Origin of the sequence: Streptomyces smyrnaeus (genome assembly GCF_017676345.1) — a bacterium.
GTDB classification, from domain to species: Bacteria; Actinomycetota; Actinomycetes; order Streptomycetales; family Streptomycetaceae; genus Streptomyces; species Streptomyces smyrnaeus.
Genome location: NZ_JAFFZM010000003.1, coordinates 382666 through 407856, shown reverse-complemented (window position 1 = coordinate 407856; position 25191 = coordinate 382666). Strand labels below are relative to the sequence as shown.

Genomic DNA, 25191 nt, shown 5'->3' with positions numbered 1-25191 from the left:
AGGCAGACTGCTCGCATGGACCTTGGACTATCAGAGCGCGTCTACGTCATCACCGGTGGCACCCGGGGGCTCGGGTTCGCCACCGCCGCTCAACTGCTCGCCGAGGGCGCGCGCGTCGTCGTCACCGGCCGCTCGGAGAAGTCGGCCGAGGAGGCGGCGGCGCGGCTCGGGGTCGAGGCGTCGGGGGCCGAGGGCCGGGCGCTGGGTGTCGCCGCCGACAACGCCGACCCGCAGACCCCGGATCGGGTGATCGCGGCGGCGCGGGAGCGGTTCGGGCGGTTCGACGGCATGCTCATCAGCGTCGGCGGCCCCCAGGCGGGTGTGCCGGCCGACCAGCTCACCGACGAGCAGTGGCAGACCGCCTTCGACAGCGTCTTTCTCGGTGCCGTCCGGCTGGCCCGCACGGCGGCGGGCGAGCTGGGCGAGGGCGGAGTGATCGGCTTCGTCCTCTCCGCCTCCGTACGCGAGCCGATCGCGGGTCTGACCCTGTCCAACGGGCTGCGCCCGGGCCTCGCGGGGTTCGCCAAGACCCTCGCGAACGAGCTGGGCCCGCGCGGCATCCGGGTGCTGGGGCTGATGCCCGGCCGGATCGGCACCGAGCGGTTGCAGTACCTCGACTCCCTCACCGGCGACGGGGACGCCGCCCGGGAACGCAATGCGGCAGGCATTCCGCTGCGCCGCTACGGCACTCCGGAGGAGTTCGGCCGCACGGCCGCCTTCGTCCTCTCCCCGGCCGCCTCGTATCTGACCGGGTCGATGATCCCGGTCGACGGTGGGGCGCTGCACGGGCTCTGAGCTCCGCTCGGCACCCCGCTTTCGCCGTGCGCCTCGGACGTCGGCTCGTCAGTTCGTCGGCTCGTCAGCTCACGCGTTCCGCACGGTGGCGGGCAGCGCGCATGCGGACCTCGGCCGGGAGGCTTTCCAGCCCGGCCGAGGTCACCGCGTGGCCGATCGCCTCGCGGCGGAGCCGGTGGACGGCCGGCCCCGGTTCGGCGTGCGCGGTCAGCACCAGCCCGATGCGGGCCCGCGGCTGGCGGCGCCGCCCTGTCAGGGCGACCCGAGCCCGGTCGACGCCCGGCTGGGACTCCGCCTCCGCGGCGATGACGTTCTCCATGGCGCGCGCTCGCAGCGTCGCGCCCTCGCCGTCCCGGCTGTCGATCAGCACCTCGTCCAGTCGCTGCCGCCGCAGCTGCGCCAACAGCCACCACACGCACAGCAGGAACAGCACGGCCAGCACGGCCAGGGCCACCGGCCACCACCAGCCCTCATCGGTCCACCGGGTGCGCTCGGCGTCGCTGAGCACCACATCCCGGGGCCGGGTCCACGGCCAACCGGACGGCATGGCGACATTCCAGCGCCGGGGCAGGTCCAGGCCCGCGAAGAGCACTGCCAGGCCGAGCGCCAGCAGCACCAGCCCCACCAACGCGGTCAGCACCCGGTTCACGGTCCGCAGCATCGTCCTCGCCTCACCGTCGTTTCGCCGGCCGTCGTACGCGCACGGACAGGCCGGGCCGCCGGGCCAGGCCCAGCTGTCCGATGCCCTCGCGGAGCGCGCCGTCCAGTTCGCCGCGCACCTCCTCCAGGTCGCGGAAGTGCGCCGTCGCCCGGGCGCGGACCTTACGGCGCGCGACGCTGACCCGGACCGACTGCACACCGGAGATCTGCATCGCACGGTCCCGCAGTACGAGCGCCGCGGCCGAACGCTCCAGTCCGGCGCGCACCTGCGGGACGTCCGGCCGCATCGTCAGCAGCGACCGCTTCCCCGGGGTGAGCGCCAGCACCAGCAGCCACAGCCCGAGCGCCGCCAGCACCGCGGCTCCCGCCAGCATGAAGGTGTCGTCGAGGCGTCGGCCGGCCAGCTCATCGGTGAGGCTGCGGCGCCAGGCCATACCGGTGCGGCCCGCCCGTACCGAGGCCACGTCGTACAGGAGGATCCCCGTGCCGGCGAACAGCAGCAGGGCGACGATGCCCGCCGGTGTCCGGCGTGCCGACCAGAACCGCCCCGCCTTCCCCTCGCCCGGGCGCGGCCCGCCGTCCGTGCCGGGGGGCGCGGTCTCGGAACCCGGGGGCTCGGGGGCGGGCGGCTCGGGGCTGTCGGGAGGCTTCTCCAGCGTGGTGCCCCCGCCGCCGGGTGCCGGGCTCCGCGCCGGCCCCTGGTGCCCCTGCCCCTGTTGCCGCGCGGCGGTGCGCGGGTCGTTCGCGTCGCCTTCCGGGCTCACGTCACCCTCCCCGAACTGTCGCCCTTCAGCTGCGCCGAGTGCAGCCGTTCGATGTCGAGGGCCACGTCCGGCACGTCCATGCCGACCAGTTCGCCCACGCGCGCGATGACGCGCCTGCGTACGGCGCCGCACTGGGCGCCGATGTCCGAGGGGTAGCCCAGCTCCAGCCCGAGCCGCACCCGCGCCGTCCGCTCGCGCACGGTGACCGCCGCCCGGGGCACTGAGCGGCGCACCGGCGGCCCGACCGCCTGCTGTGCCTCGCCTTCCCCGGCTCCCCGCAGCGCCTCCCGCGCCGCTTGGGCCGCGACCTTGGCCACCACGCGATCGGCGATCCGGGTCGCCCCGCGCTCACCTGCGGGAACCTGCGCCTGTGTCACGGAGTCACCTGCGCCGCTCGCTGTCCCGGCCGCGGAAGAAGTCCCCCGCGTCCAGATCGCCGTCCACGAACCGGCCCACCAGGAAGCCGACGGCGCCCAGCGCCGCCACCAGCACGAAGGCTCCGAAACCGCCGAAATACCCGGCGAAGCCCAGCGCCAGGCCGGCGATCAAGCCGACAAAGGCCATGCTCATCGTGCGCTCCTTCACTCGGCGCCGCAGCAGGGCGCGCGGCGCGCGATCACTTCGTCAGGCGTGCCGGCTCTGCTCACCGCGGCGCTGTCATTCACTGCAGTCGGGGCCGATCCTGGTCCTCTTCTTCCTCGTCCTCCTCGTCCGGCAGCTTGACGTCGCTCACCGCGATATTGACCTCGACCACCTCAAGACCTGTCATGCGCTCGACGGCCGAGATGACGTTCTCCCGCACGGAGCGCGCCACGTCCGAGATCGACACGCCGTAGTCGATGACGATCTCCAGATCGAGCGCCGTCTGCACCTCGCCGACCTCGGCCTTGACGCCGCGGCTGACGGAGCGGGCGCCGCCACCACCGGGCACCCGGTCCCGGACGGCGCCGAACGTGCGGGCCATCCCGCCGCCCATCGCATGGACGCCGATCACATCGCGGGCCGCCATCCCCGCGATCTTCTCGACCACTCCGTCGGCGATCGTGGTGCGGCCCCGGGAGCCTGCCGGCCCCAGCCCGCCTCGTCGCTGCTGCTGCTCACTCGTACCGCCCGCCTGCTGGCCCGTGGTGCTCGCGCTGCGGTTCTCGGAGCGGTTGGACGTACTGGTCTCGGACATCTCTGCGCCCCTCTCGGAGGTTCGAAGCGGCCTGCCGCTCCGCTGCTCACCGTAAGCACGGTCCGCCGGGCACCGCTCGCTCAGCTGCGCCGGGCGCCGCCGACCGGGTGACTGCGGCGCCCGTACGCCGTGCGCTGCGCGAGCGGGCGCGGTCGGCGCGGAAGGTTCTCCTTCGGTACGGCAGCAGCGAAGGTGGAAAGGGAGTGCGCCATGACGGCGGAACGGCTGACCCAGGTGGTACGCCAACAGCTCGGGATGGGGCGACTCCTGCCGCTGGGCGAGGCGGCGGACGGGGCGTGGGTGACGGAGGAGGCAGCCCTCGACGTCCTCCGTCGGGCGGTACCTGACACCCGGCTGAGCGCGATGCGGGTGGAGCTCTCCGGCCCGGGGACGGGGACCGAGCCCGCCGTACCCCCGCCGCCGAGCGCCCTGCCGCCCGGCCCGCTGACGCTGACCGCCGAGCTGGCGGTCCCCGCCGACCGGCCGGTGCCCGCCGCGGCGGACGAGGTGCGGCGCGCGCTGCTGGCCACCGCCGAGCGGGAGCTGGGGCTGGCGCTGGAGAGCGTCGACCTGCGGGTGACGGAACTCGTGGACGCGCCCGGTGACATGGCTGCCCCCGCCCCGGGCCCGGGCCACCCTCCGGTAGCCGGGCAGGGCCCCGAATCGGAGGCGACCGGGGCAGCCGGGACAGCGGAGGCAGCCGGGACGGCGGGGGCCGCTCATCAGGAGGCGGCCGACCGTGTCAGGCGCGCCGTGCTCGCCGTGGACGGTGTGGCCCGGCTCGCCCCCGTGGTGGGCCCGGCCCTCTCCCGCGTCGCGGCCGGGCCGGCGATCAGCCCTGTCCGGATCGAGGGCGACCCGGAGGCGGGCCGCTGCCATGTCCTGCTCCAACTGGGGGTCTCCCCCACCCGCCGGGTGCTCGCCACCGCCCGCGCCGCCGGCGCTGCCGCCCGCGGTGTGCTGGGTGCCGCCGACCAGGTGACCGTCGCCGTGCTGGTGACCGCCGTCGACCGGGTGTGAGGGCGCCCGCGGGCCGCCAGGATCGCCGAGCGTGGCGGCGGGCGCCCCGTTCGCCGCCGCGGGAGGGGGCCGGACGGCCTATTCGCCGAGCCCCGCGAGGTCGCGGAGGCGGCGCGCCTGGGCGGCCCGTTCGGCGGCACGCTGTTCGTCGTAGGTACGCGACCCCGCTCCGGCGAGCAGTGCCTTGGTCTCGACCACGGCGTTGCGGGGCGCGGCGAGGAGGGCCGCGGTCAGATCGGTGACCGCGCCGTCCAGTTCGTCGGCGGCGACGACCAGGTTGGCGAGCCCGACGCGCTCGGCCTCCTCGGCGTGGACGAACCGGCCGGTGGCGCATATCTCCAGGGCGCGCGCATAGCCGACCAGGCCCACCAGTGGGTGGGTACCGGTCAGATCGGGGACCAGCCCGAGGCTGGTCTCGCGCATGGCGAACTGCACGTCCTGCGCGCACACCCGCAGATCGCAGGCGAGCGCGAGCTGGAAACCGGCGCCGATGGCGTGGCCCTGGACGGCCGCGATGCTGATGAGGTCGGTGCGGCGCCACCAGGTGAACGCCTGCTGGTACTCCGCGATGGCGGCGTCCAGTTCCTCGTCGGTGTCGCGCGCCAGTTCCAGGAAGGACCGCTCACCTTCGAAGCCCTCGGGTTCGAACGCCTGGCGGTCGAGCCCGGCGGAGAAGGACTTGCCCTCGCCGCGCAGGACGACGACCCGGACCGTTCCCGGCAGTACGCGTCCCGCCTCGGCCAGCGCCCGCCACATGGCAGGCGTCTGCGCGTTGCGCTTGGCCGGATTGGCGAGGGTGACCGTGGCCACCTCACCGTCGGCGGCGACATGTACGCCGTCCTGGTTGAGCAGGGTCATCGAGGTTCCTCCGGTGGTTACCCAGCAGTATGTTCAACCGAAGAGTAACCACCGGAGGGAACGCCCGAAAGCCTCCTCAGGAGGAGCTGGACTTCTTGCCTCGTGTCGCTCCACCGCGTCCGCGCAGGGTTACACCCGACTCGCTGAGCATCCGGTGCACAAACCCGTAGGAACGGCCCGTCTCTTCGGCCAGCGCCCTGATGCTCGCTCCGGAGTCGTACTTTTTCTTGAGGTCTGCCGCGAGCTTCTCGCGCGCGGCGCCGGTCACCCGGCTGCCCTTCTTCAGAGTCTCGGCCACCCGTGCCTCCTCGTGGGAAGTGCGCTCTGTGACTCTCATGATCACCCCTCCCCTCACTTCTGGCCACCCATTCGGCAAGGTCTTCACGAGCGGCTCGGGAACTTGTGCACGCCATGGATGCCGGAGGACAACAGATTCCGGCCCCATGCAGATGCACGTGCACGCCGGGATGCGGACCGAATCGACGGGCAAACCGGCAGGTCAGCGCCGCCTACGGGGAAGGGGGACAGCACATGGGCGGCTGCTGCCACGCAGACTCGGCGCGGCCGGGAGGCCGCGCCGAGGTACGAGCCGCTCTCACTCAGATGAAGGATCAACCGTCGGCCGAATGATCCATCCCGGATGGATCAAGCAAGGGCGACGAGGTCCGCGTACTCCTCGCCCCACAGGTCCTCGACACCGTCCGGCAGCATGATGATGCGCTCCGGCTGGAGCGCCTCGACGGCGCCCTCGTCGTGGGTGACCAGCACGACGGCGCCGGTGAAGGTGTGCAGGGCGCCCAGGATCTCCTCGCGGCTGGCCGGGTCCAGGTTGTTGGTCGGCTCGTCCAGCAGCAGCACGTTGGCCGAGGAGACGACCAGCGTGGCCAGGGCCAACCGGGTCTTCTCACCACCGGAGAGCACCCCGGCGGGCTTGTCGACGTCGTCCCCGGAGAAGAGGAAGGAGCCCAGCGTCTTGCGGATGGCCACCAGGTCCATGTCGGGCGCCGCCGAACGCATGTTCTCCAGCACCGTACGGTCCGGGTCCAGCGTCTCGTGCTCCTGCGCGTAGTAGCCGAGCTTGAGGCCGTGACCGGGGACGACCTTGCCGGTGTCGGGCTCCTCGACACCGGCAAGCAGCCGCAGCAGCGTCGTCTTGCCCGCGCCGTTGAGGCCCAGGATGACGACGCGGGAGCCCCGGTCGATGGCCAGATCGACGCCGGTGAAGATCTCCAGCGAGCCGTAGGACTTGGACAGGTCCTCGGCCATCAGCGGAGTCTTGCCGCAGGGCGCCGGGTCGGGGAAGCGCAGCTTGGCGACCTTGTCGTCCTGGCGCTCGCCCTCCAGCCCGGACAGCAGCTTCTCGGCGCGGCGGGCCATGTTCTTGGCGGCGACGGCCTTGGTGGCCTTGGCACGCATCTTGTCGGCCTGCGAGTTGAGGGCGGCCGCCTTCTTCTCGGCGTTGGCCCGCTCCCGGCGGCGCCGCTTCTCATCGTCCTCACGCTGGGTGAGGTACTGCTTCCAGCCCATGTTGTAGATGTCGATGGCCGACCGGTTGGCGTCCAGGTAGAACACCTTGTTGACCGCCGTCTCCATCAGGTCGACGTCGTGGGAGATGACGATCAGACCGCCGCGGTAGGTCTTGAGGAAGTCGCGCAGCCAGACGACGGAGTCGGCGTCCAGGTGGTTGGTCGGCTCGTCGAGCAGCAGGGTGTCGGCGTCGGAGAAGAGGATGCGGGCCAGCTCGACGCGGCGGCGCTGGCCGCCGGAGAGGGTGTGCAGCGGCTGGCCCAGCACCCGGTCGGGCAGGCCCAGGCTGGCGGCGATGGTGGCGGCCTCCGCCTCGGCCGCGTAGCCGCCCTTGGTGAGGAACTCCGTCTCCAGGCGCTCGTACTTCTTCATCGCCTTCTCACGAGTGGCGCCCTTGCCGTTCGCGATGCGCTCCTCGTTCTCCTGCATCTTGCGCAGCACCACGTCCAGGCCCCGCGCGGAGAGGACGCGGTCGCGGGCGAGCACGTCGAGGTCGCCGGTGCGCGGATCCTGCGGGAGATAGCCGACCTCACCGCTGCTGGTGATGGTGCCCGCGGTGGGCGTGCCCTCGCCCGCGAGGCACTTGGTGAGGGTGGTCTTCCCGGCGCCGTTGCGGCCCACCAGGCCGATGCGGTCGCCCTTGGCGACGCGGAAGGTGGCCGACTCGATGAGGACGCGGGCTCCGACGCGCAGCTCAAGACCGGTGGCGGTGATCACTGGGGACTCCAAGGCAGGACTGTGGACGTGCGTACGGAAAGAAGTGCGGAAGCGGCGTACGCACGCCTAATGCACGAGGAGATGAGGCATGAGAACCAGTCTACCGGCGCGACGCAAACGCTTTTTCGGCATGCGGCCGCCGCCGGGCCGCCGAGAACCGCGGATGCCGGGCCGCCGGGGGCCGCCGCACGCCACCGCGTCGCCCCGGCCGCGCCTCGGGGTCACCCTCCTCCGGTGTGCACCTGGAAGGCGGCCCGTCGCACGGCCTTGGCCAGCGCGGGGTCCGGGTGTGCGGCGGCGAGCGCGACGAGGACCTGCACGGTGCGCGGATGACCGGTCGCGCGTACGTCCTCCAGCAGCTTGGGCACCGAACCCTGCACGGCGGTGCCCAGGTGGTCGACCAGGAGCCGCTCCTCGCCGTGGTCGGTGACGGCTGCCGCGGTGTCCACCCAGAGCCAGGTCGCCTCCTGCCGGGTCAGCACGCCGGGCGCACCGCCGGCCAGGTCCTCCGGGTCCGTACCGGCCTGCTCGGCCAGCCACAGCAGCGCGTAGGGCCGCAGGGTGGGCTCGTTCGCGGCCTCCTGCACGGCTTCCTCGGCCGGTGCTCCCACCACCCGCAGGGCCTCGAAGGCCAGCCCCCTGATGAGCGCGTCATCGCCCCGGGCGGCCTCCAGCAGTTCGGTGACGGCCGGTCCGGTGGGGCGCGCGGCGAGCCAGGCGCGGTACTCGTCACGGGCGGGCCCCGGGGTCATCCGGGCGCAGCCGCGCAGCATCTCCTCGGCCGACTGCTCGATGTTGCCGGCCGGGCTCTGCGCCGCGACGCAGATCTGCTCCAGCTTGGTCCACACCGCCCAGTTGCCGAGCGGTGTGAGGACGGCGGAGCCCTGCCGTACGCCGGGCTCCCCGGCGGGTTCCTCGTCGGGGCAGCGGGTCAGCGCCCCCACGGCGCTGAGCCCGTCCAGCGCCCAGTCGAGCAGTCCTGGCAGGGCGACGCCGACCATCGCGCGAGTGGCCCCGTGCTGATTGGTGTCCCGTTCGGCCCGAAGCTCGGCGATGCGCTGGGCGAGCAGGTCGTGCAGCAGGGAGAAGGTGACGGGGCCGCCGGACAGGTGCATCACGGACAGGAACTGGGGCACCGCCTCGACGATCTCGGCGACCAGGCTCTGCTCGTGCGCCAGCGGCGCGGGGTGGGCCAGCGACCAGGCGTCGAACAGCGCGACCCAGCCCCGCAGCACGGCACTGTCGTCGCGGTCCCAGGCACGTAGCCGCCATCCCGCGCGGGCGGTGTCGCCATGGAGTTCGATCAGTCCGGCCAGCTTGGCCCGGTCCCAGTGCGTACGCACCAGCGGGACCGCCATCCGCAGCGCTTCGGCCGCTCGTTCGGCCTCCGGGCCCGGCTGCGGGGAGCAGCCGGTCTCGGCCGCCCAGCGGGCCACGCGGACGGCGTCGGCGAGGCAGGCACGCGCATACCGGGCAAGCTGGTCGCGGGGCAGCACACCGTCCGGGGGCGGTGGCGTCCTGGCGGAGCGCCTGGTCGTCACAGTACGCCGAGCGGCGGCGACGGGCTGTCGGGGAACGAGGCGGAGCCGGTTGTCCCCCGGAGTACGGGACGTCGTCACAGGAGCAGTCTTCACGCTGTGCCGTTGAAACCCAAACCTGGGGTGCCGATTCCGGTCGTTCGGTCTGTGCGGACGGGTGTGCGCGGGCTGCTGAAAGGGGCTCAGCGTGACACTGCTTCATATGACGTGTCACTGCTTCACATGAAGGGCGCGTTCACATGAAAGGGGTGAGGAAGCGGCGCAGCTTCTCCTCGTAGCCGTGCGGGTCCGCGTTCCACATGGCGGCGTGCGGGGCGTGCGGGATCTTGTGCAGGGAGACGAGTTGCCTGCGGTGTGCGGCCAGCGCTCGGGAGCCCTCCCAGGGGGCGATGGTGTCGGCGGGACCGTGCAGCAGGAGCGTGGGTACGGCCAGCTTCGCCGGGTCGACCAGTGCCGCGTCGCGCCCCTCGGGCAGGCCAGCGCGCCCCTGCACGGCGCGCACGACGAGCGGCAGCAGCGCCCTGGGCGTGCCCCGGGAGGCCGCCAGTGCGCGCACGGTACGCCGCCACTCCAGTACGGGAGAGTCCAGCACGAGACCGGCCACGCGCTCCCGCAGCGGCGAGTTCGCGGCCGCGTGCAGGGCCATGGTGGCGCCGCTGGACCAGCCGTGCAGGATCACCCGCCGGGCACCGTGCTGGACGGCGTAGCGGATGGCGGCGTCCAGGTCCCGCCACTCGGAGTTGCCCAGGTGGCCGATGCCGTCGAGCGAGGGGGGCGCTCCCGCGTCGCCCCGGTAGGCGATGTCGAGCACCGGCAGGCTGTGGCTCCGGTAGAACGGGAGCAGCGTGAGGGGGTGTTCGCGGGTGGCGCCGAGGCCGTGCACGGTGATCACCCAGGCGCTGCGGTCGCCGGGTACGAACCACGCGGGCAGCGGGCCGAGCTCCCCGGGGATCTCGACGTCGGTGTACTCCACACCGAGGGCTTCGCCCGGGTTGCCGATGTACACCTGCGGGGTGAGGTGGACGGTGCCGCCGATGCTCAGCCGGCCGCGGTCGACGCGCCGCAGCTCCCGCAGGACGGCGTGCGGCCGGGGCTCCGCCGCCGTGGCCTCCTCCAGCACCGGCCCGACGACGGCGTGGACGCCGCGTCCGGTCAGGCCGTAGACACCGGGCAGCCGGGCGGCGAGGGAGCGGGTGACGGCGATCCGGCCGTCCTCGTGGGAGTGCACGGTCAGCCGGGTGCCCTCGAATCCGGCGGTGGGCCTGCCGCCGCCGTCGCTCCTGGGGCGCGGCGGGCGCAGCGCGGCGTCGGCGGCGTACCGTCCGGCCGCGAGGGTGGCCGCGCCGGTACCGAGCACGGAGGTGGCGGCCAGTGCCGCGGTTCGCAGACGCATCTTTGTCAGTGTTGACGCGATCGGGCGGGCGAAACCAGCGGGGCGGGCCGGGAGGGTGACGCCCGGTCGGCGGAGCCGGTACGGGGCGGCGGCGCGCCACCACGGTGTTCACCGGCTCGGCACCATGGCGTTAACTGGCTCGACGCCGCGTCGTGTTGGTTCCTGAGGCCACCGCCTCTACGGTGTGACCTGTCCCACACAACAGGCGTCAGGGGCCGACACTTCGATGCCCGCCCCAGTTCACCTTCCGTTCACTCGCCGTCTTTACGTTCACGACGTCAATGCCCTTCGAACTGATTGTGCCTGGTGAATGGAACACATCACGCTTCTCATCGGGATCGTGATCGTCACGGCCTTGGTGTTCGACTTCACGAACGGCTTCCACGACACGGCCAACGCCATGGCCACGACCATCTCCACCGGGGCACTGGCTCCTCGGGCGGCGGTGGCCATGTCAGCGGTCCTCAACCTCCTCGGTGCCTTCCTGTCCATCGAGGTGGCCAAGACCATTTCCTCAGGAATCATCGATGAAGGTTCCGGTATACAGCCCGAAGTGATCTTCGCCGGGCTGGTCGGCGCGATCATCTGGAACCTGCTGACCTGGCTCGCCGGGCTGCCCTCCAGCTCCTCGCACGCGCTGATGGGCGGACTGCTGGGGGCCACCGTCGCCGCTGTCGGCACCGGCGCGGTCAACGGTGACGTCGTCGTCATGAAGGTCCTCATCCCCGCGCTCGCCGCGCCGCTGGTCGCCGGTATCGCCTCCGTGTGCGCCACCCGGCTGACCTACCGGGTGGGCCGGCACGCCGACCAGGAGCGGACCGCCAAGGGCTACCGCGCCGGCCAGATCACCTCTGCCGCGCTGGTCTCGCTGGCCCACGGCACCAACGACGCGCAGAAGACCATGGGCGTCATCACGCTGGCGCTGGTCACCGGCGGCGCCCTGGCGCCCGACTCCGACCCGCCGGTGTGGGTCATCGCCTCGGCCGGCCTCGCCATCGCGCTGGGCACCTACCTCGGTGGCTGGCGCATCATCCGCACCATGGGCAAGGGCATCACCGACATCCAGCCCCCGCAGGGCTTCGCCGCGCAGACCAGCGCGGCGGCCACCATCCTGGCCTCCTCGCACATCGGCTTCTCCCTGTCCACCACGCACGTGTGCTCCGGCGCCGTGATGGGCTCCGGCCTCGGCCGCAAGGGCGGGGTCGTGCGGTGGGGGACGGCGGGCCGCATGTTCATCGGCTGGGGTCTGACCCTCCCGGCGGCCGGCGGGATCGCGGCAGCCTCCGCGCTGCTGGCCGAGCAGGGCGACTGGGGCGTCACGACGGTCGCCGTCCTGGCCGTCGCGCTCTGCGGCGCCATCTGGCTGCGCTCCCGGCGCGCTCCGGTGGACCACACCAACGTCAACGAGGTGGAGCCCGCCACGCCCGAGGCCGCCGGGATCCCCGGTCCGGCCGCGGAGCCCACCCCGGAGCCCGGACTCGAACCGGCCCCCGAGCCCGGTCGCGAGCCCGAGCCCGCCGGGGTGGTCACCACCGCCATCCAGGCCGTCTCCCCGCCCCCGCCGCCGGCGGGAGTGGGCCTCGCCTCCACCGAGGAGACGCCGACGGCGGACAACACGGCCGGCCGCCCCGCGTCGGCGAGCAGCCTCAGCTAGGCAGAAGGGACGACCGCATGAACATCGACTGGGCCGCACTCGGCCAGGTCTTCGGCGTCAGCCTGGTGGCGACGGTGGGACTCGTCGGCGTCTTCACCCTCGGCATCGTCGCGGGCTCGCCCCGCACCGCGGGCACGACGCCCTCGCCGCTGGCGCGCACCGGCGCCTACCTCTGCTACGCGCTCTGCCTGGCGGCGGTGGCGTACGGGATCTACCTGATCGCGGCATAGCCGCCCGGGGCAGGCTTCCGCGAGGGGGTACGGGATCATCCCGTACCCCCTCGCGGTGCGTCGGCCCGCACTCCCCCGTCGCAGGTCAGGGGCGAGTTGACGGGGCCACACCGGCGTGGTGGACTTCCCCTGCCAAACGGCGGCATGGAGAGGAAGCCGGTGCGAATCCGGCGCGGTCCCGCCACTGTCACCGGGGAGCGCCTCCCCCAGCGAAGCCACGGCCCACCGGGCTGGAAGGCGGGGGACGGTGTGGATCCGGGAGCCAGGAGACTCTCGCCGCCGGTCGATTCGAGCCAGGGCGAGGACCCTGAGTGAGGACACCGTGATGCGTGGCCCTGCCGCCATACCTTTCGCCGACGTGCCTGCGGACCTGCCCGCAGGCCTCACCGCCGACGCGCCTGTCGCCGCGTTCGCCGACGTCGCGCCCGTCACCACCGTGGATGTGTGCGCCGGACCCGCCGTCTGATGGGGGCCCGTGACGTCCATGTGCGCGGCACGCTGCTGGGGTTCGCCGCCGACGCGCTGCTGGGCGACCCGCGCCGCGGGCATCCGGTCGCTGCCTTCGGCCGGGCCGCCGCGGCGCTGGAGCGCCGGATGTGGCGCGACCACCGGGGCACCGGGGCGCTCTACGTCCTCGTCTGCGCCGGGGGTGCCGCCGCTGCCGCCGGCGCACTGACCACGGCGAGCGCCGCGCGCGACGCCGTAGGCGCCGGCACCCGCACCCGCACCCGCACCCGCACCGGACAGCGTTCCTCCGTCCCCGCGCTCGCACTGACCGCCGCCACCACCTGGGCCGTCCTCGGGGGCACCTCGCTGACCCGCGAAGCCCGTGCCGTGGGCGCCGCGCTGGAGGCGGGGGATCTGGAGCTGGCACGCGAGCGGCTGCCCGCGCTGTGCGGACGCGATCCGCAGCGCCTCGACGCACCGGCGGTGGCCCGCGCCGTGGTCGAGTCCGTCGCGGAGAACACCTCGGACGCCGTGGTGGGCGCACTGGTGTGGGGCGCGCTGGCAGGCGTTCCCGGTCTGGTGGGCTTCCGCGCGGTCAACACGCTCGACGCGATGGTCGGCCACCTCTCCCCGCGCCACCGCCGCTTCGGCTGGGCCGCCGCCCGGCTGGACGATGTGGCGGGCTGGCCGGGGGCCCGGCTGACCGCCGCGCTGGCCGCACTCACCGGGCCCGATCCGCGCGGTGCCGTGCACGCCTGGCGCGCCGACGCGCACCGCCACCCCAGCCCCAACGCGGGCCCGGTGGAAGCCGCGTTCGCGGGCGCACTCGGGGTGCGGCTGGGTGGCACCCTCTCCTACGGCGGACGGGTGGAGCACCGGCCGGTCCTCAACACCCGGGGGCGCGCCGTCCGGTCGACGGACATCGAACGGGCTGTACGGCTCTCGCGCCGGGTAGGAGTGCTGGCGCTGGTGACGAGCTGCCTGGTGGGTACGGCAGCGCGCCGCCCGGGGCGGGGGCGCGGCGAGGGAGGAGCGCGGTGAGCGCGCGCAGGACAGGCGGACTGCTGGTCGCCGGGACGACATCGGACGCCGGCAAGAGCGTGGTCACCGCGGGCATCTGCCGCTGGCTGGCCCGCAAAGGGGTGCGGGTGGCGCCGTTCAAGGCGCAGAACATGTCGCTCAACTCCTTCGTCACGCTCGACGGCGCGGAGATCGGCCGTGCACAGGCCATGCAGGCGGCTGCCGCACGGGTCGAGCCGAGCGCGCTGATGAACCCGGTGCTGCTCAAGCCGGGCAGCGACCGCACCAGTCAGGTCGTACTGCTGGGCAAGGCCGTGGGCGAGATGTCGGCACGCGGGTACTTCGGCCGCCATCCCGGCAGCGGCGACGGCCGGGCGCGGCCCGGACGGCGGGAGGAGTTGCTGGAGACGGTCGCGGGCTGTCTGGAGGAGCTGCGGCGCACCCATGACGCGGTCATCTGCGAGGGTGCGGGCAGCCCCGCCGAGATCAATCTGCGCCGCAGCGACATCGTCAACATGGGGCTGGCGCGCGCCTGCCGGCTGCCGGTGCTGGTCGTCGGCGACATCGACCGGGGCGGCGTGTTCGCCTCGCTGTTCGGCACGACGGCGCTGCTGGCCCCGCAGGACCAGGAGCTGCTGGCGGGCTACCTGGTCAACAAGTTCCGCGGCGACGTCTCGCTGCTGGAGCCGGGCCTGGAGATGCTGCGCGGGATGACCGGGCGGCCCACCCTCGGCGTACTGCCGTACCAGCACGGGCTGGGCATCGACGAGGAGGACGGGCTGAGAGTGTCGCTCCGCGGCACCGTACGGGAGTCCACCGTCGCGCCCCCGCACGGCGCGGATGTGCTGCGGGTCGCCGTGCTGCCGGTGCCGTTGATGTCCAACTTCACCGATGTGGACGCGCTGGCCGCCGAGCCCGGCGTGGTGGTGCGGTTCTGCGACCGCCCGGAGGAGCTGGCCGACGCCGACCTGGTGGTGGTGCCGGGAACCCGGGGCACGGTCAAGGCGCTGGAGTGGATACGCGAGCGGGGGCTGGCCGCGGCGCTGGCGCGGCGTGCGGCCGAGCGACGGCCCGTGCTGGGCATCTGCGGCGGCTACCAGCTGCTGGGCGAACGCATCGAGGACGACGTCGAATCGCGCGCCGGTGTGGTCGACGGACTCGGACTGCTGCCGGTGCGGGTGCGGTTCGCCCAGGACAAGACCCTGGCCCGTCCGCACGGGAGTGCGCTGGGCGAGCCGGTGGAGGGCTACGAGATCCACCACGGCGTCGCGGACGTGCACGGCGGCGAGCCGTTCCTGTGCGACACCGGCGGAGTCCCGCTGGACGGCTGCCGGGTCGGCACCGTGTGGGGCACCCACTGGCACGGCTCGCTGGAGTCGGACGGCTTCCGGCGTGCCTTTCTGCGGCAGGTCGCGGCCGACGCGGGCCGCGCCTTCGAGCCGGCGCCCGACACCCGGTTCGCCGCACTGCGCGAGGAACAGCTCGACCGGCTCGGCGACCTGATCGAGGAGCACGCGGACACGACCGCGCTGCTGCGGCTCATCGAGGACGGGGTGCCGGAGGGGCTGCCGTTCGTACCCCCGGGGGCACCGCCGTGACCGGCCCCGCGATCCGGCATCCCTGACGCACCCAAGCCACTCGAAGGAGTGACGCGTGACCCCCTACCCCTTCACCGCCCTGGTCGGCCAGGCGGACCTCCAGCTGTCCCTGCTGCTCAACGCCGTCTCCCCCGCCATCGGAGGCGTGCTCGTGCGCGGTGAGAAAGGCACGGCCAAGTCGACGGCCGTCAGGGCGCTGACCACGCTGCTGCCCGGCGTGGACGTCGTGCCCGGCTGCCGCTTCTCCTGCGACCCCGCCACGCCCGACCCCGCGTGCCCGGACGGTCCGCACGAAGACGCCGGCGCCGGCGAGTCCCGCCCGGCCCGCATGGTCGAACTGCCGGTCGGTGCCTCCGAGGACCGGCTGGTGGGTGCCCTGGACATCGAACGGGCGCTGTCGGAGGGTGTGAAGGCATTCGAGCCGGGACTGCTGGCCGACGCGCACCGCGGCGTGCTGTACGTGGACGAGGTCAACCTGCTGCACGACCACCTCGTCGACCTGTTGCTGGACGCCGCCGCCATGGGCGCCTCCTACGTGGAGCGCGAGGGCGTCTCCGTCCGGCACGCCTCCCGCTTCCTGCTGGTCGGCACCATGAACCCGGAAGAGGGCGAGCTGCGCCCCCAGTTGCTCGACCGGTTCGGGCTGACGGTCGAGGTGGCCGCCTCGCGCGAGACGGACCAGCGGGTGGAGGTCGTACGGCGGCGGCTGGCGTACGACGACGACCCGGAGGGGTTCGCGGCGCGCTGGGCCGACGACGAACGGGAGCTGTGCGAGCGGATCGCCGCCGCGCGGTCGCTGCTGCCCCGGGTACGGCTCGGTGACGCGGCGCTCCGCCAGATCGCCGCGACCTGCGCGGCGTTCGAGGTGGACGGTATGCGCGCCGACCTGGTGATGGCCCGTACGGCGACGGCGATGGCCGCCTGGGAGGGGCGTACCCGGGTGGAGTCGGCGGATGTGCGGCAGGCGGCACTGCTGGCCCTCCCCCACCGGCGCAGGCGCAATCCGTTCGACGCCCCCGGCCTCGACGAGGACAAGCTGGACCGGACGCTGGAGGAGAACAGCGACCAGGACGAGGACGGCCCTCAGCCGGACGGACCGGACGGCGGGCCGGACGGGCCGGACGGGCCGGACGGGGGCCCCGAGGGCGGTGGCGGGCTGCCGCCGCAGGGGGCACCGCAAGACGGTGCCCAGGCCCCGCGGGACGAGCCGTCCATCCCCGAGCAGACGCAGCCCGAGCGCTCCGAGGAGGCCGCCGCACCGCCCTCCGCCGAGAGCACCGCGGGCGGTGCGCCCGACCCCGGCGCACCCGCGCCCCCTCAGCAGGCCGCAGCGCCCGCCGGCGAGCCGTTCAAGGCGCGCGCCCTCACCGTCCCCGGGCTCGGCGAGGGCGCGGCCGGGCGCCGCTCGCGGGCCCGCACGGCGCATGGCCGCACCACGGGGGCGCGCCGCCCGCAGGGCGCGCTGGGCAAGCTGCATCTGGCGGCCACCGTGCAGGCGGCGGCTCCGTACCAGCACGCGCGTGGCCGCCGCGGCAGCGGGCTGGTGGTGCGGCGGGACGATCTGCGCGAGGCCGTACGGGAGGGCCGCGAGGGCAATCTGGTGCTGTTCGTCGTGGACGCCTCGGGTTCGATGGCGGCGCGGCAGCGGATGAGCGCCGTCAAGGGCGCGGTGCTGTCGCTGCTGCTGGACGCCTATCAGCGGCGGGACAAGGTCGGCATGGTGACCTTCCGGCGCGGCGAGGCGGAAGTGGCGCTGCCGCCCACCTCTTCGGTGGACGCGGCGGCGGCCCGGCTGGAGTCGCTGCCGACCGGCGGGCGCACCCCGCTGGCGGCCGGGCTGCTGCGGGCGCGCGAGGTGCTGCGGGTCGAGCGGCTGCGGGACCCGGCGCGGCGGCCGCTGCTGGTCACCGTCACGGACGGGCGCGCCACGGGCGGCCCGGAGCCGCTGGTGCGCTCCCGGCAGGCGGCGCGGCTGCTGGCGGCGGACGGCACCGCTTCGGTGGTGGTGGACTGCGAGGCGGGGCAGGTGCGGCTGGGACTGGCCCGCGAACTGGCCGCCGAACTGGGCGGCAGCGCCGTCACCCTGGACGAGCTGCGCGCCGACGCGGTGACGGAACTCGTCCGCAGCACGACCGACGCACGTAACGCAGGGCACGCAGGGAGGGCCGCGTAATGCCGAAGGGGCAGCCGAACGTCGTACCGCAGGACGGTCTCACCACCCGTCAGCGGCGCAACAGACCGCTGGTGGCCGTCCATACGGGCGTCGGCAAGGGCAAGTCGACGGCCGCGTTCGGACTGGCGCTGCGCGCCTGGAACCAGGGGTGGCCGATCGGGGTGTTCCAGTTCGTCAAGTCCGCCAAGTGGAAGGTCGGCGAGGAGCGCGCGCTCAAGGTGCTCGGCGACTCCGGCGAGGGCGGCAGCGTGACCTGGCACAAGATGGGTGAGGGCTGGTCGTGGATCCAGCGCAACGTCCAGGACGGCGAGATGAGCAGCGAGGCGGCGGCCCGCGAGGGCTGGGAGCAGGTCAAGCGGGACCTGGCCGCCGAGACGTACCGGCTGCTGGTACTGGACGAGTTCGCCTATCCGATGCACTGGGGCTGGGTGGATGTCGAGGAGGTGGTCGCCGTGCTGCGGGACCGTCCCGGCACCCAGCACGTGGTCATCACCGGGCGCAACGCGCCGCAGCAGTTGATCGACGCGGCCGATCTGGTCACCGAGATGTCCAAGGTCAAGCACCCGATGGACGCGGGCCAGAAGGGGCAGAAGGGCATCGAGTGGTGACAGCCGCCTCCTCCGCGCACCCCCGGGGGGCCGCCGCGTGATCCGGGTACCGCGGCTGGTGGTCGCCGCGCCGTCCTCCGGGAGCGGCAAGACGACGGTGGCGACCGGGCTGATGGCCGCGTTCGCCGGGCGCGGGCTGGCCGTCTCCCCGCACAAGGTCGGCCCCGACTACATCGACCCCGGCTACCACGCGCTGGCGACCGGCCGTCCGGGGCGCAACCTGGACGCGTATCTGTGCGGTCCCGAGCGGATCGCACCGCTGCTGGGGCACGCCGCCGCCGGAGCGGATCTGGCGGTGGTCGAGGGCGTGATGGGGCTGTACGACGGGGCCGCCGGACAGGGCGAGCTGGCGTCGACCGCACATGTCGCCAAGCTGCTGCGCGCCCCGGTGGTGCTGGTGGTCGACGCGTCGTCGCAGTCGCGCTCGGTGGCCGCGCTGGTGCACGGATTCGCCTCCTGGGACCCCGAGGTGCGGGTCGCGGGCGTGGTGCTGAACAAGGTGGGTTCCGACCGGCACGAGGAGCTGTTGCGCGAGGCACTGGACGGCTCGGGAGTGCCGGTGCTCGGCGTGCTGCGCCGTACGAAGGTGGTGCGCGCGCCCTCCCGGCACCTGGGGCTGGTGCCGGTGGCCGAGCGGCGCACGGAGGCCGTGGAGTCGGTGGCGGCACTCGCCGAGCGGGTGCGCGAGGGGTGCGACCTGGAGGCGCTGCTGGCGCTGGCGCGGCAGGCTCCGCCGCTGCCCGACGAGGCGTGGGACCCGGGCGCCGAGGTGGGCGCCGAGCCGGTGTCCCGCGCGCCGCGGGTGGCGGTGGCCGGCGGTGCGGCGTTCACCTTCTCGTACGCCGAGCACACCGAGCTGCTGCGGGCCGCGGGTGCCGAGGTCGTCGGCTTCGACCCGCTGCGGGACGAGGCGCTGCCGCACGGCACGGCAGGGCTCGTGATCGGCGGCGGCTTCCCGGAAGTGTACGCTCCGGAGTTGGCCGAAAATCGCCCCCTGCGCAGGCAGATCGCGGCCTTCGGCGGGCCGGTCGCGGCCGAGTGCGCCGGGCTGCTGTATCTGGCACAGGAGCTGGACGGCAAGCCGATGTGCGGCGTCCTCGACGCGCACGGGCGGATGGCGGAGCGGCTGACCCTGGGCTACCGCGAGGCGGTGGCCGTCGCGGACAGCGCCCTCGCCGAGGCGGGCACCCGTGTGCGGGGCCACGAGTTCCACCGCACCGAACTGCTGCCGGGCGCGGGGCAGGTGCCCGCCTGGGGGCTGGTGCGGCCCGAGCGCCGTACGGACGGTTTCGTCCAGGGCAATGTGCACGCCTCCTATCTGCATGTGCACTGGGCGGCGGCGCCCCGGATGGCGGCGCGGTTCGTGGCAGGCTGCGCCGAGCGGTGGGCGGCGGGGAGCGCGACGGGGCACGAACCGGGGAAGACGGCATGAGTCCGTTCGGCGCGGGAACGGGACCGGGGCCCCGGCTCGTCACCGTCGGGGTGGGCACCTGTGCCGGTGTGACGGCCGAAGAGGTGCTGGGGCTGGTGGACGACGTGCTGCGGGCCGCGAGGCCGGCGGCGGGCGAGGCGGCGGCGCTGGCGACCGTCCAGGCGCGGGCCGAGGAGCCGGGGCTGCTGCTGGCGGCACGCAAGCTGGGCTTGCCGCTGATCGCCTACGACGCCCGCACGCTGGCCCGCGTCCGGGTGCCGCACCCCTCGGACTTCTCCCGTACGGCTGTGGGCACGCCCTCCGTCGCCGAGGCCGCGGCGCTGCTGGCCAGCGGCGGGGGCAGCGGGACGACGGTGCAGGGAGGCGCTCCGGTGCTGCTGGTGCCCAAGACCAGAGCGCGGCCTGCGGCAGGCGCTCCGGTGCGCGCCACCGCCGCTGTGGCCGCCATCGCCGTTCCCGGGAGGGAGTTGTGAACGCGTACGGAAGCCCCGCGGACGACGCGCTGCGGCACCACGGGGACGCGGAAGTACGCGGCGCCGGCAGCGGGTTGACCGACCTCGCCGTCAACGTCCGTAGCGGCACTCCCCCGGCGTGGCTGCGCGAGCGGCTGGCGGCCTCGCTGGCGTCGCTGGCCGCCTACCCGGACAGCGGTCCCGCCCGCCGGGCGGTGGCCGAGCGGCACGGGCTGGCGCCGGACCAGGTGCTGCTGACGGCAGGCGCCGCGGAGGCGTTCGTCCTGCTCGCCCGGGCCCTTCCGGCGCGCCGCCCGGTCGTGGTGCACCCGCAGTTCACCGAACCGGAGGCGGCGCTGCGCGACGCGGGCCACCGGGTGGAGCGGGTGCTGCTGCGGCCCGAGGACGGCTTCGGGCTGGACGCCGGCGCCGTACCGCCCGAGGCGGATCTGGTGGTGGTGGGCAACCCCACCAACCCGACCTCCGTGCTGCACCCCGCCGCGGCCCTGGCCCGGCTCGCCCGCCCGGGCCGCACGCTCGTCGTCGACGAGGCGTTCGTGGACGCCGTACCGGGTGAGCGGGAGTCGCTGGTGCCGCTGCTGGGACAGCTGCCGGGGCGGACGGTCGTACTGCGCAGCCTCACCAAGACCTGGGGCCTGGCCGGACTGCGCGTCGGCTATGTGCTGAGCGACCCGCAGACGGTGCGGACACTGGCGCACCAGCAGCCGCTGTGGCCCGTCTCGGCCCCGGCGCTGGTGGCGGCCCAGGTGTGCAGCACGCCGGACGCGCTGGAGGAAGCACAGGCCGCCGCCCGGCAGTTCGCGGCGGACCGTGACCATCTGCGCAAGCAGCTGGCACAGCTGCACACGGCAGGACTGAGTGAGGCGACACCCACGCCTGAGGGACCGTTCCTGCTGGTGGGACACCCGCATGCGGCGGCACTGCGGGACCGGCTGCGCGCACTGGGCTTCGCCGTACGGCGCGGGGACACCTTCCCGGGGCTGGGCCCGGAGTGGTTCCGGATGGCGGTACGGGACCGGGCCACGACCGACCGGTTCACCGCCGCACTGCACCGAGCGCTGGAGACGCTGGATACGCCGCACGCCCCCAGCGGGCGTTGACCGGTCCCGCGCCGTCACCACCACAGGAGGACCGATCCCTATGCCCACCACGCTGCGGCACCACGGCATCGTGCTGACCGACCACTTCTTCCCCGTACCGCTTGATCACGCACGCCCGGACGGCGAACAGATCGAGGTGTTCGCCCGGGAGGTGGTCGCAGCCGAGCGGGAGGGCGAGCAGCTGCCGTGGCTGCTGTTCCTCCAGGGCGGGCCCGGCAACGGGTCGCCCCGCCCGGTCGGCCCGGACGGCTGGCTCCGCGTCGCGCTGCGGCACCACCGGGTGCTGCTGCTCGACCAGCGCGGCACCGGCCGTTCCACACCCGCCAACCGGCAGTCCCTCGCGGCGCGCGGCACACCGGCCCAACAGGCCGACCATCTGGCGCACTTCCGAGCGGACTCGATCGTGCGTGACGCGGAGCTGATACGCGAACGGCTGCTGGGCGAGGGGACACGGTGGTCGACGCTGGGGCAGAGCTTCGGCGGCTTCTGCACGCTGACCTACCTCTCGCTGGCTCCGGAGGGCATCCAGGAGGCGTTCGTGACAGGCGGCCTGCCGGGACTGCGCACCAGTGCGGAGGACGTCTACCGCGCGTCCTATCCCCGGGTCGCGGCCAAGAACGCGGCGCACTACGCGCGCTACCCGCAGGATGTGGAGACGGTACGGCGGATCGCCGCCCACCTGACCGAGCACGAGGTGCGGCTGCCGGACGGGAGTCCGCTGACGGTGGAGCGGTTCCAGTACCTGGGCTTGCTGCTGGGTCAGGGCTCCGGCTCGCACACGCTGCACCACCTGCTGGAGAGCGCGTGGATCAGCGGCGCCGCCGGGCTGGAGCTCTCGGACACGTTCCTGGAGGGCGTACGGGCGCAGGTCTCGCTGGCGGCCAGTCCGCTGTTCGCCGCGCTGCACGAACCGATCTTCGCGCAGCGCTCGGTCAGCACCGAGGGCACCCGGTGGGCGGCGCAGCGGGTGCGGGAGGAGTTCCCGCAGTTCGACGCGGAGCGTGCGCTGGCGGCCGGCGAACCGGTGCTGCTGACCGGGGAGATGATCTACCCCTGGATGTTCGACCTCGACCCGGCGCTGGTGCCGCTGCGCGAGGCGGCGCAGCTGCTGGCCGAACGGAGCGACTGGCCGGACCTGTACGACACCGAGCGACTGGCCGGCAACGAGGTGCCCGTCTACGCGGCGGTCTACGACGACGACATGTACGTCGACCGCGACCACTCGCTGCAGACCGCACGCGCCGTACCCCGCGTCCGCACCTGGCTGACCGGCGAGTGGGAACACGACGGGCTGCGCGTCAGCGACGGCAAGGTGCTGGAGCACCTGTTCTCGATGGCGCGCGGCGAGCGGTGACTCCTAGCGGCGGGATCGATCCGAACGCCATTCCCGCACGGCGCTCTCCACGTCGAACGGGACCAGCCGGTGCGGCGGGCCCTCCAAGGGGTGGCGGATCGCCTCGTCGATCTTGGCGTTGATCTCCGTCAGGATCGAGCGCACCTCGGCCTCCGAACGCGCCTGGGCGGCCCGCTCTCGGGCCTCCTGCGCCTCCTTGCGGAGGGCGAGCGAGGGCGGCAGGTAGGTCAGATTCTCGTCGCGCATCTTGCGCTCGACCCACCACTGTTCGGTGTACGGCTTGTCGAGACCGGGCAGCGGCTTGCCGGCGCCGGGGAGGTTCGCGAACTCGCCGCGCTCCTCCGCCTCCCGGATCTGCCGGTCGGCCCAGCTCTCGAAGCTGACTCCCGGCGGCTTGCGTTCGGTCACGGCGCGTCCTCCGTACGCTGGGCGGGCACCTCGCACGTCCCATCGTCACATGCCGCCGCGCCCTCCGGTCCGGGTGTGCCGGCAGCCGCCGCCACCCGGACCGGCCCGCCCGCGGCCGCATACGCCTGCTCCAGCGCCTGGGTGAAGACCTCGGCGGGCTGTCCGCCGGAGACACCGAAGCGGCGGTCCAGCACGAAGAACGGCACCCCGGTGGCGCCGAGCGCCGCCGCCTCGCGCTCGTCGGCGCGCACGTCCTCGGCGTAGGCGTCCTCGTCGGCGAGCACCCGGCGCACCTCGGCCTCGTCGAGCCCGGCACCGGTGGCGACCGAGACGACCGTCTCCGGCTCGCCGAGGGGCCGCAGGTCGGCGAAGTTGGCGCGGTAGAAGGCGTCCAGCAGCGCGGCGTGCACCGCGGGGCCCTGCCGCGCGGCGTGGTGCAGCAGGCGGTGCAGCGCGAAGGTGGAGCCGTTCATCAGGCGCCCGGACGCATAGCCCAGGCCCTCCGCGTGCGCGGTCTCGGCGACCCGCGCCTCGGCCGCCCGGGCCTGCTCGGGCGTCAGCCCGTACTTGTCCGCCAGCAGCCGGGTGACCGGCAGCCCGGTCGGCGCGCCCGCGTTCGGGTCGAGCTCGAAGGAACGGTGCACCACCTCCACCTCGTCGCGGTGGGCGAAGGCCGCCAGGCCCTTCTCGAAACGGGCCTTGCCTATGTAGCACCAGGGGCAGGCGATGTCCGACCAGATCTCTACGCGCATGTCCGCTCGAACCACCGCCGCGCGCCCGCTATTCCTCGTCGGGCCGGCGCTCCGGCCGGGGGACGCCGGGTGTCCTCGCCGCGCCGTGTGCCGTTTCCACCACTCCGCGCGCCACACCCAGCTCGACGGCGTCCTGGGGGCGCAGCCGCAGCTCCTCGGCGGTCCGGGGCACCTGGTCGGGGTCCCGTTTGAGGATGGCGGCGGCCGCCTCCGGCGCGATGACGGAGAAGTAGCTGTCCGGGGTGACCCACAGTCGGCCGGGGGCGGCCAGTGCGAGGGCGCCGCCCGAGCCGCCCTCGCCGATGAGCAGCGAGGTGATCGGGACGGTGGCCTCGGCGACGGCGGTGAACACCTCGGCGATGGCGGGGCCCGCGCCCGCCCGCTCGTCCTCGGGCCCGTTGGCGGCACCGGGCGTGTCGATCAGGGTGAGGACGGGGATGCGCAGCCGTCCGGCCATCCGGACGAGGCGGGCGACGGTGCGGTAGCCGGCCGGGCGGGTCGGTGTGCCGCACTGCGCCGCGTAGGCGACCGTACGGCCCTCGTGCAGCCCGAACCCGCACAGCACGCCCGCGTCGGTGCCCGAGCAGCGGTCGCCGCCGATCTCCTCGCGGCCGGTGAGGAAGGCGTCCAGGTAGGCGGCGGCACGGGGGCGGCCCGCCGCACGGGCCCGCGCGACGGCTTCCGGGCCGCTGTCGGGCAGTCGGCCGCAGGCGGTCGGACCGGGCAGCGCGTACGGCACCGGGACGGGCTCGGGCCGCCGGGGCCGGTCGGCGCTGCCGCCCAGCAGGGCGAGCCAGCGGGAGAGTGCCGTGGGCAGCTCGGCTTCCGGCACGATCCGGTCGATGTGGCCGGCGGCGTGCTGGGCCTCGACGGTGTACGCGGCGGGATCGGCGTCGGGGGGCCGTACCCGCGAGCCGGCGAAGGCGGCCTGTGCGCCGGGCAGGCCGAGCACCACGTCGGCCCCCGCGGCGAGGGTGGCCCAGCCGCCGCCCGTCGTCGGGTCGCGGACGACCGCCAGCTGCGGCAGCCCGGCGGCGGCGGTCAGCGCGGTCTGCCGGGCCACCCGCTGGAGCTGGACGAGGGCGCGCATGCCCTCCTGCATCCGGCTGCCGCCGGTGGCCACCAGCGTGACGACGGGCAGCCCCAGCTCGCGCGCCGTGGTGTGGGCCGCCTCGATGAGGTCGCCGGTGCGTTCGCCGAGGGAGCCGCCCAGGTAACCGAACTCGAAGCAGAGCAGTACGGTCTCGGCTTCGCCGATGCGGCCTGTGCCGGACACCACGGATTCGCTCTCACCGGTGCGGGCTTGCGCTTGCGCGCGCATCTCGTCGTATCCGGGCCACCCCAGTGGGCCGTCCGCTTTCGAGGGCCGATCCTTGGGCGGGTCGAACTCCGTGAACCCACTCGCCACCTGGGACAGCAAGGTGCGTGCCGTTGGCCTCATGTCTCCAGGTTGCCGTACGCGTGCCCGGCGTGGGGGCTGCGCCTGCCCACCC

25 protein-coding genes and 1 riboswitch are annotated in these 25191 nt (G+C 74.1%); of the genes, 12 read left to right on the top strand and 13 right to left on the bottom strand.

The features are described 5' to 3' along the window. Positions 1-15 precede the first annotated feature (15 nt). A complete protein-coding gene (locus tag JW613_RS07920) occupies positions 16-795 on the top strand; it encodes an SDR family oxidoreductase (RefSeq protein WP_209209958.1) in 780 nt (259 codons plus the stop codon). Positions 796-859: 64 nt separating this feature from the next. Here the strand turns inward: JW613_RS07920 and amaP are convergent, their stop codons facing one another. The 5 genes from amaP to JW613_RS07895 all read right to left on the bottom strand — a co-directional run bounded on the left by amaP (position 860) and on the right by JW613_RS07895 (position 3396). Continuing rightward, positions 860-1456: an alkaline shock response membrane anchor protein AmaP gene (amaP, locus tag JW613_RS07915; protein WP_209209957.1), complete on the bottom strand. Its 597-nt coding sequence runs from the start codon at positions 1454-1456 to the stop codon at positions 860-862. A 10-nt stretch (positions 1457-1466) separates the two neighbouring features. Continuing rightward, a complete protein-coding gene (locus tag JW613_RS07910; RefSeq protein ID WP_245225224.1) occupies positions 1467-2111 on the bottom strand; it encodes a DUF6286 domain-containing protein in 645 nt (214 codons plus the stop codon). Between the two features lie 104 nt (positions 2112-2215). Continuing rightward, a complete protein-coding gene (locus JW613_RS07905) occupies positions 2216-2596 on the bottom strand; it encodes an Asp23/Gls24 family envelope stress response protein (protein WP_209209956.1) in 381 nt (126 codons plus the stop codon). A 4-nt stretch (positions 2597-2600) separates the two neighbouring features. Then, positions 2601-2789 carry a hypothetical protein gene (locus JW613_RS07900; protein WP_209209955.1) on the bottom strand — a complete coding sequence of 63 codons (189 nt, stop codon included), beginning with the start codon at positions 2787-2789 and terminating at the stop codon, positions 2601-2603. A 91-nt stretch (positions 2790-2880) separates the two neighbouring features. Further along, complete coding sequence (locus tag JW613_RS07895; protein WP_209209954.1) at positions 2881-3396, bottom strand: Asp23/Gls24 family envelope stress response protein; 516 nt, start codon at positions 3394-3396, stop codon at positions 2881-2883. Between the two features lie 210 nt (positions 3397-3606). On the opposite strand from JW613_RS07895, the gene JW613_RS07890 reads away from it, so the two are divergent. Continuing rightward, positions 3607-4416, top strand: a complete 810-nt coding sequence (locus JW613_RS07890; protein WP_209209953.1) for a hypothetical protein — start codon at positions 3607-3609, stop codon at positions 4414-4416. Positions 4417-4494: 78 nt separating this feature from the next. On the opposite strand, the gene JW613_RS07885 is transcribed toward JW613_RS07890, so the two are convergent. The 5 genes from JW613_RS07885 to JW613_RS07865 form a co-directional block, all read right to left on the bottom strand. Continuing rightward, a complete protein-coding gene (locus tag JW613_RS07885; RefSeq protein ID WP_209209952.1) occupies positions 4495-5274 on the bottom strand; it encodes an enoyl-CoA hydratase/isomerase family protein in 780 nt (259 codons plus the stop codon). 76 nt (positions 5275-5350) lie between these two features. Next, the gene (locus tag JW613_RS07880; protein ID WP_019358282.1) at positions 5351-5572 is read right to left on the bottom strand and encodes a helix-turn-helix domain-containing protein; all 222 of its coding nucleotides are present in this window, start codon (positions 5570-5572) and stop codon (positions 5351-5353) included. Positions 5573-5919: 347 nt separating this feature from the next. Then, on the bottom strand, positions 5920-7518 hold the full coding sequence (locus JW613_RS07875) for an ABC-F family ATP-binding cassette domain-containing protein (protein WP_209210019.1): 1599 nt from the start codon (positions 7516-7518) through the stop codon (positions 5920-5922). Positions 7519-7739: 221 nt separating this feature from the next. Next, the gene (locus JW613_RS07870; protein WP_209210018.1) at positions 7740-9014 is read right to left on the bottom strand and encodes a hypothetical protein; all 1275 of its coding nucleotides are present in this window, start codon (positions 9012-9014) and stop codon (positions 7740-7742) included. Between the two features lie 277 nt (positions 9015-9291). Further along, entirely contained in the window at positions 9292-10449 is a 1158-nt protein-coding gene (locus JW613_RS07865; protein ID WP_209209951.1) for an alpha/beta hydrolase, read from the bottom strand. Positions 10450-10759: 310 nt separating this feature from the next. Between JW613_RS07865 and JW613_RS07860 the strand changes: the two genes are divergently transcribed. From JW613_RS07860 to JW613_RS07815, 10 genes are all read left to right on the top strand, one after another. After that, on the top strand, positions 10760-12103 hold the full coding sequence (locus tag JW613_RS07860) for an inorganic phosphate transporter (RefSeq protein WP_209209950.1): 1344 nt from the start codon (positions 10760-10762) through the stop codon (positions 12101-12103). 17 nt (positions 12104-12120) lie between these two features. After that, on the top strand, positions 12121-12333 hold the full coding sequence (locus JW613_RS07855) for a hypothetical protein (protein ID WP_099879373.1): 213 nt from the start codon (positions 12121-12123) through the stop codon (positions 12331-12333). A 150-nt stretch (positions 12334-12483) separates the two neighbouring features. Then, positions 12484-12605, top strand: a riboswitch (cobalamin riboswitch). Positions 12606-12798: 193 nt separating this feature from the next. Beyond that, positions 12799-13821 (top strand): cobalamin biosynthesis protein, encoded by a 1023-nt coding sequence (locus JW613_RS07850; RefSeq protein ID WP_209210017.1) that lies wholly within the window; start codon positions 12799-12801, stop codon positions 13819-13821. Next, positions 13818-15398, top strand: coding sequence for a cobyric acid synthase (locus tag JW613_RS07845; protein WP_209209949.1), 1581 nt, complete (start codon positions 13818-13820; stop codon positions 15396-15398). The genes JW613_RS07850 and JW613_RS07845 overlap by 4 nt, the downstream gene beginning before the upstream one ends. A gap of 55 nt (positions 15399-15453) precedes the next feature. Then, positions 15454-17571, top strand: a complete 2118-nt coding sequence (locus tag JW613_RS07840; RefSeq protein WP_209209948.1) for a putative cobaltochelatase — start codon at positions 15454-15456, stop codon at positions 17569-17571. After that, on the top strand, positions 17571-18179 hold the full coding sequence (cobO, locus tag JW613_RS07835) for a cob(I)yrinic acid a,c-diamide adenosyltransferase (RefSeq protein WP_185016491.1): 609 nt from the start codon (positions 17571-17573) through the stop codon (positions 18177-18179). The genes JW613_RS07840 and cobO overlap by 1 nt, the downstream gene beginning before the upstream one ends. Positions 18180-18216: 37 nt before the next feature. Further along, positions 18217-19611, top strand: a complete 1395-nt coding sequence (locus tag JW613_RS07830) for a cobyrinic acid a,c-diamide synthase CobB (protein WP_209209947.1) — start codon at positions 18217-18219, stop codon at positions 19609-19611. Then, positions 19608-20084: a cobalamin biosynthesis protein gene (locus JW613_RS07825; RefSeq protein ID WP_209209946.1), complete on the top strand. Its 477-nt coding sequence runs from the start codon at positions 19608-19610 to the stop codon at positions 20082-20084. Before JW613_RS07830 ends, JW613_RS07825 begins: the two co-directional genes overlap by 4 nt. Then, complete coding sequence (cobC, locus tag JW613_RS07820) at positions 20081-21184, top strand: Rv2231c family histidinol phosphate aminotransferase CobC (protein WP_209209945.1); 1104 nt, start codon at positions 20081-20083, stop codon at positions 21182-21184. Before JW613_RS07825 ends, cobC begins: the two co-directional genes overlap by 4 nt. 40 nt (positions 21185-21224) lie before the next feature. Beyond that, complete coding sequence (locus JW613_RS07815; protein ID WP_209209944.1) at positions 21225-22538, top strand: alpha/beta fold hydrolase; 1314 nt, start codon at positions 21225-21227, stop codon at positions 22536-22538. A 3-nt stretch (positions 22539-22541) separates the two neighbouring features. Here JW613_RS07815 and JW613_RS07810 read toward each other — a convergent pair whose 3' ends face one another. The 3 genes from JW613_RS07810 to JW613_RS07800 are packed head-to-tail and all read right to left on the bottom strand — an operon-like array spanning position 22542 to position 25139. Next, positions 22542-22946, bottom strand: coding sequence for a DnaJ family domain-containing protein (locus tag JW613_RS07810; RefSeq protein ID WP_209209943.1), 405 nt, complete (start codon positions 22944-22946; stop codon positions 22542-22544). Next, positions 22943-23698, bottom strand: a complete 756-nt coding sequence (locus JW613_RS07805; RefSeq protein ID WP_209209942.1) for a DsbA family oxidoreductase — start codon at positions 23696-23698, stop codon at positions 22943-22945. Before JW613_RS07805 ends, JW613_RS07810 begins: the two co-directional genes overlap by 4 nt. A 28-nt stretch (positions 23699-23726) precedes the next feature. Beyond that, the gene (locus JW613_RS07800) at positions 23727-25139 is read right to left on the bottom strand and encodes a carboxyl transferase domain-containing protein (protein ID WP_209209941.1); all 1413 of its coding nucleotides are present in this window, start codon (positions 25137-25139) and stop codon (positions 23727-23729) included. Between the last annotated feature and the right edge of the window lie 52 nt (positions 25140-25191).

Coding starts and splice junctions, on each gene's coding strand:
- JW613_RS07800 (WP_209209941.1), bottom strand. CDS start 25,139: ATGAGGCCAACGGCACGCACCTTGCTGTCCCAGGTGGCGAGTGGGTTC.
- JW613_RS07860 (WP_209209950.1), top strand. CDS start 10,760: ATGGAACACATCACGCTTCTCATCGGGATCGTGATCGTCACGGCCTTG.
- JW613_RS07815 (WP_209209944.1), top strand. CDS start 21,225: ATGCCCACCACGCTGCGGCACCACGGCATCGTGCTGACCGACCACTTC.
- JW613_RS07850 (WP_209210017.1), top strand. CDS start 12,799: ATGGGGGCCCGTGACGTCCATGTGCGCGGCACGCTGCTGGGGTTCGCC.
- JW613_RS07825 (WP_209209946.1), top strand. CDS start 19,608: ATGAGTCCGTTCGGCGCGGGAACGGGACCGGGGCCCCGGCTCGTCACC.
- JW613_RS07895 (WP_209209954.1), bottom strand. CDS start 3,396: ATGTCCGAGACCAGTACGTCCAACCGCTCCGAGAACCGCAGCGCGAGC.
- JW613_RS07805 (WP_209209942.1), bottom strand. CDS start 23,698: ATGCGCGTAGAGATCTGGTCGGACATCGCCTGCCCCTGGTGCTACATA.
- JW613_RS07900 (WP_209209955.1), bottom strand. CDS start 2,789: ATGAGCATGGCCTTTGTCGGCTTGATCGCCGGCCTGGCGCTGGGCTTC.
- JW613_RS07920 (WP_209209958.1), top strand. CDS start 16: ATGGACCTTGGACTATCAGAGCGCGTCTACGTCATCACCGGTGGCACC.
- cobO (WP_185016491.1), top strand. CDS start 17,571: ATGCCGAAGGGGCAGCCGAACGTCGTACCGCAGGACGGTCTCACCACC.
- JW613_RS07890 (WP_209209953.1), top strand. CDS start 3,607: ATGACGGCGGAACGGCTGACCCAGGTGGTACGCCAACAGCTCGGGATG.
- JW613_RS07885 (WP_209209952.1), bottom strand. CDS start 5,274: ATGACCCTGCTCAACCAGGACGGCGTACATGTCGCCGCCGACGGTGAG.
- JW613_RS07855 (WP_099879373.1), top strand. CDS start 12,121: ATGAACATCGACTGGGCCGCACTCGGCCAGGTCTTCGGCGTCAGCCTG.
- amaP (WP_209209957.1), bottom strand. CDS start 1,456: ATGCTGCGGACCGTGAACCGGGTGCTGACCGCGTTGGTGGGGCTGGTG.
- JW613_RS07865 (WP_209209951.1), bottom strand. CDS start 10,449: ATGCGTCTGCGAACCGCGGCACTGGCCGCCACCTCCGTGCTCGGTACC.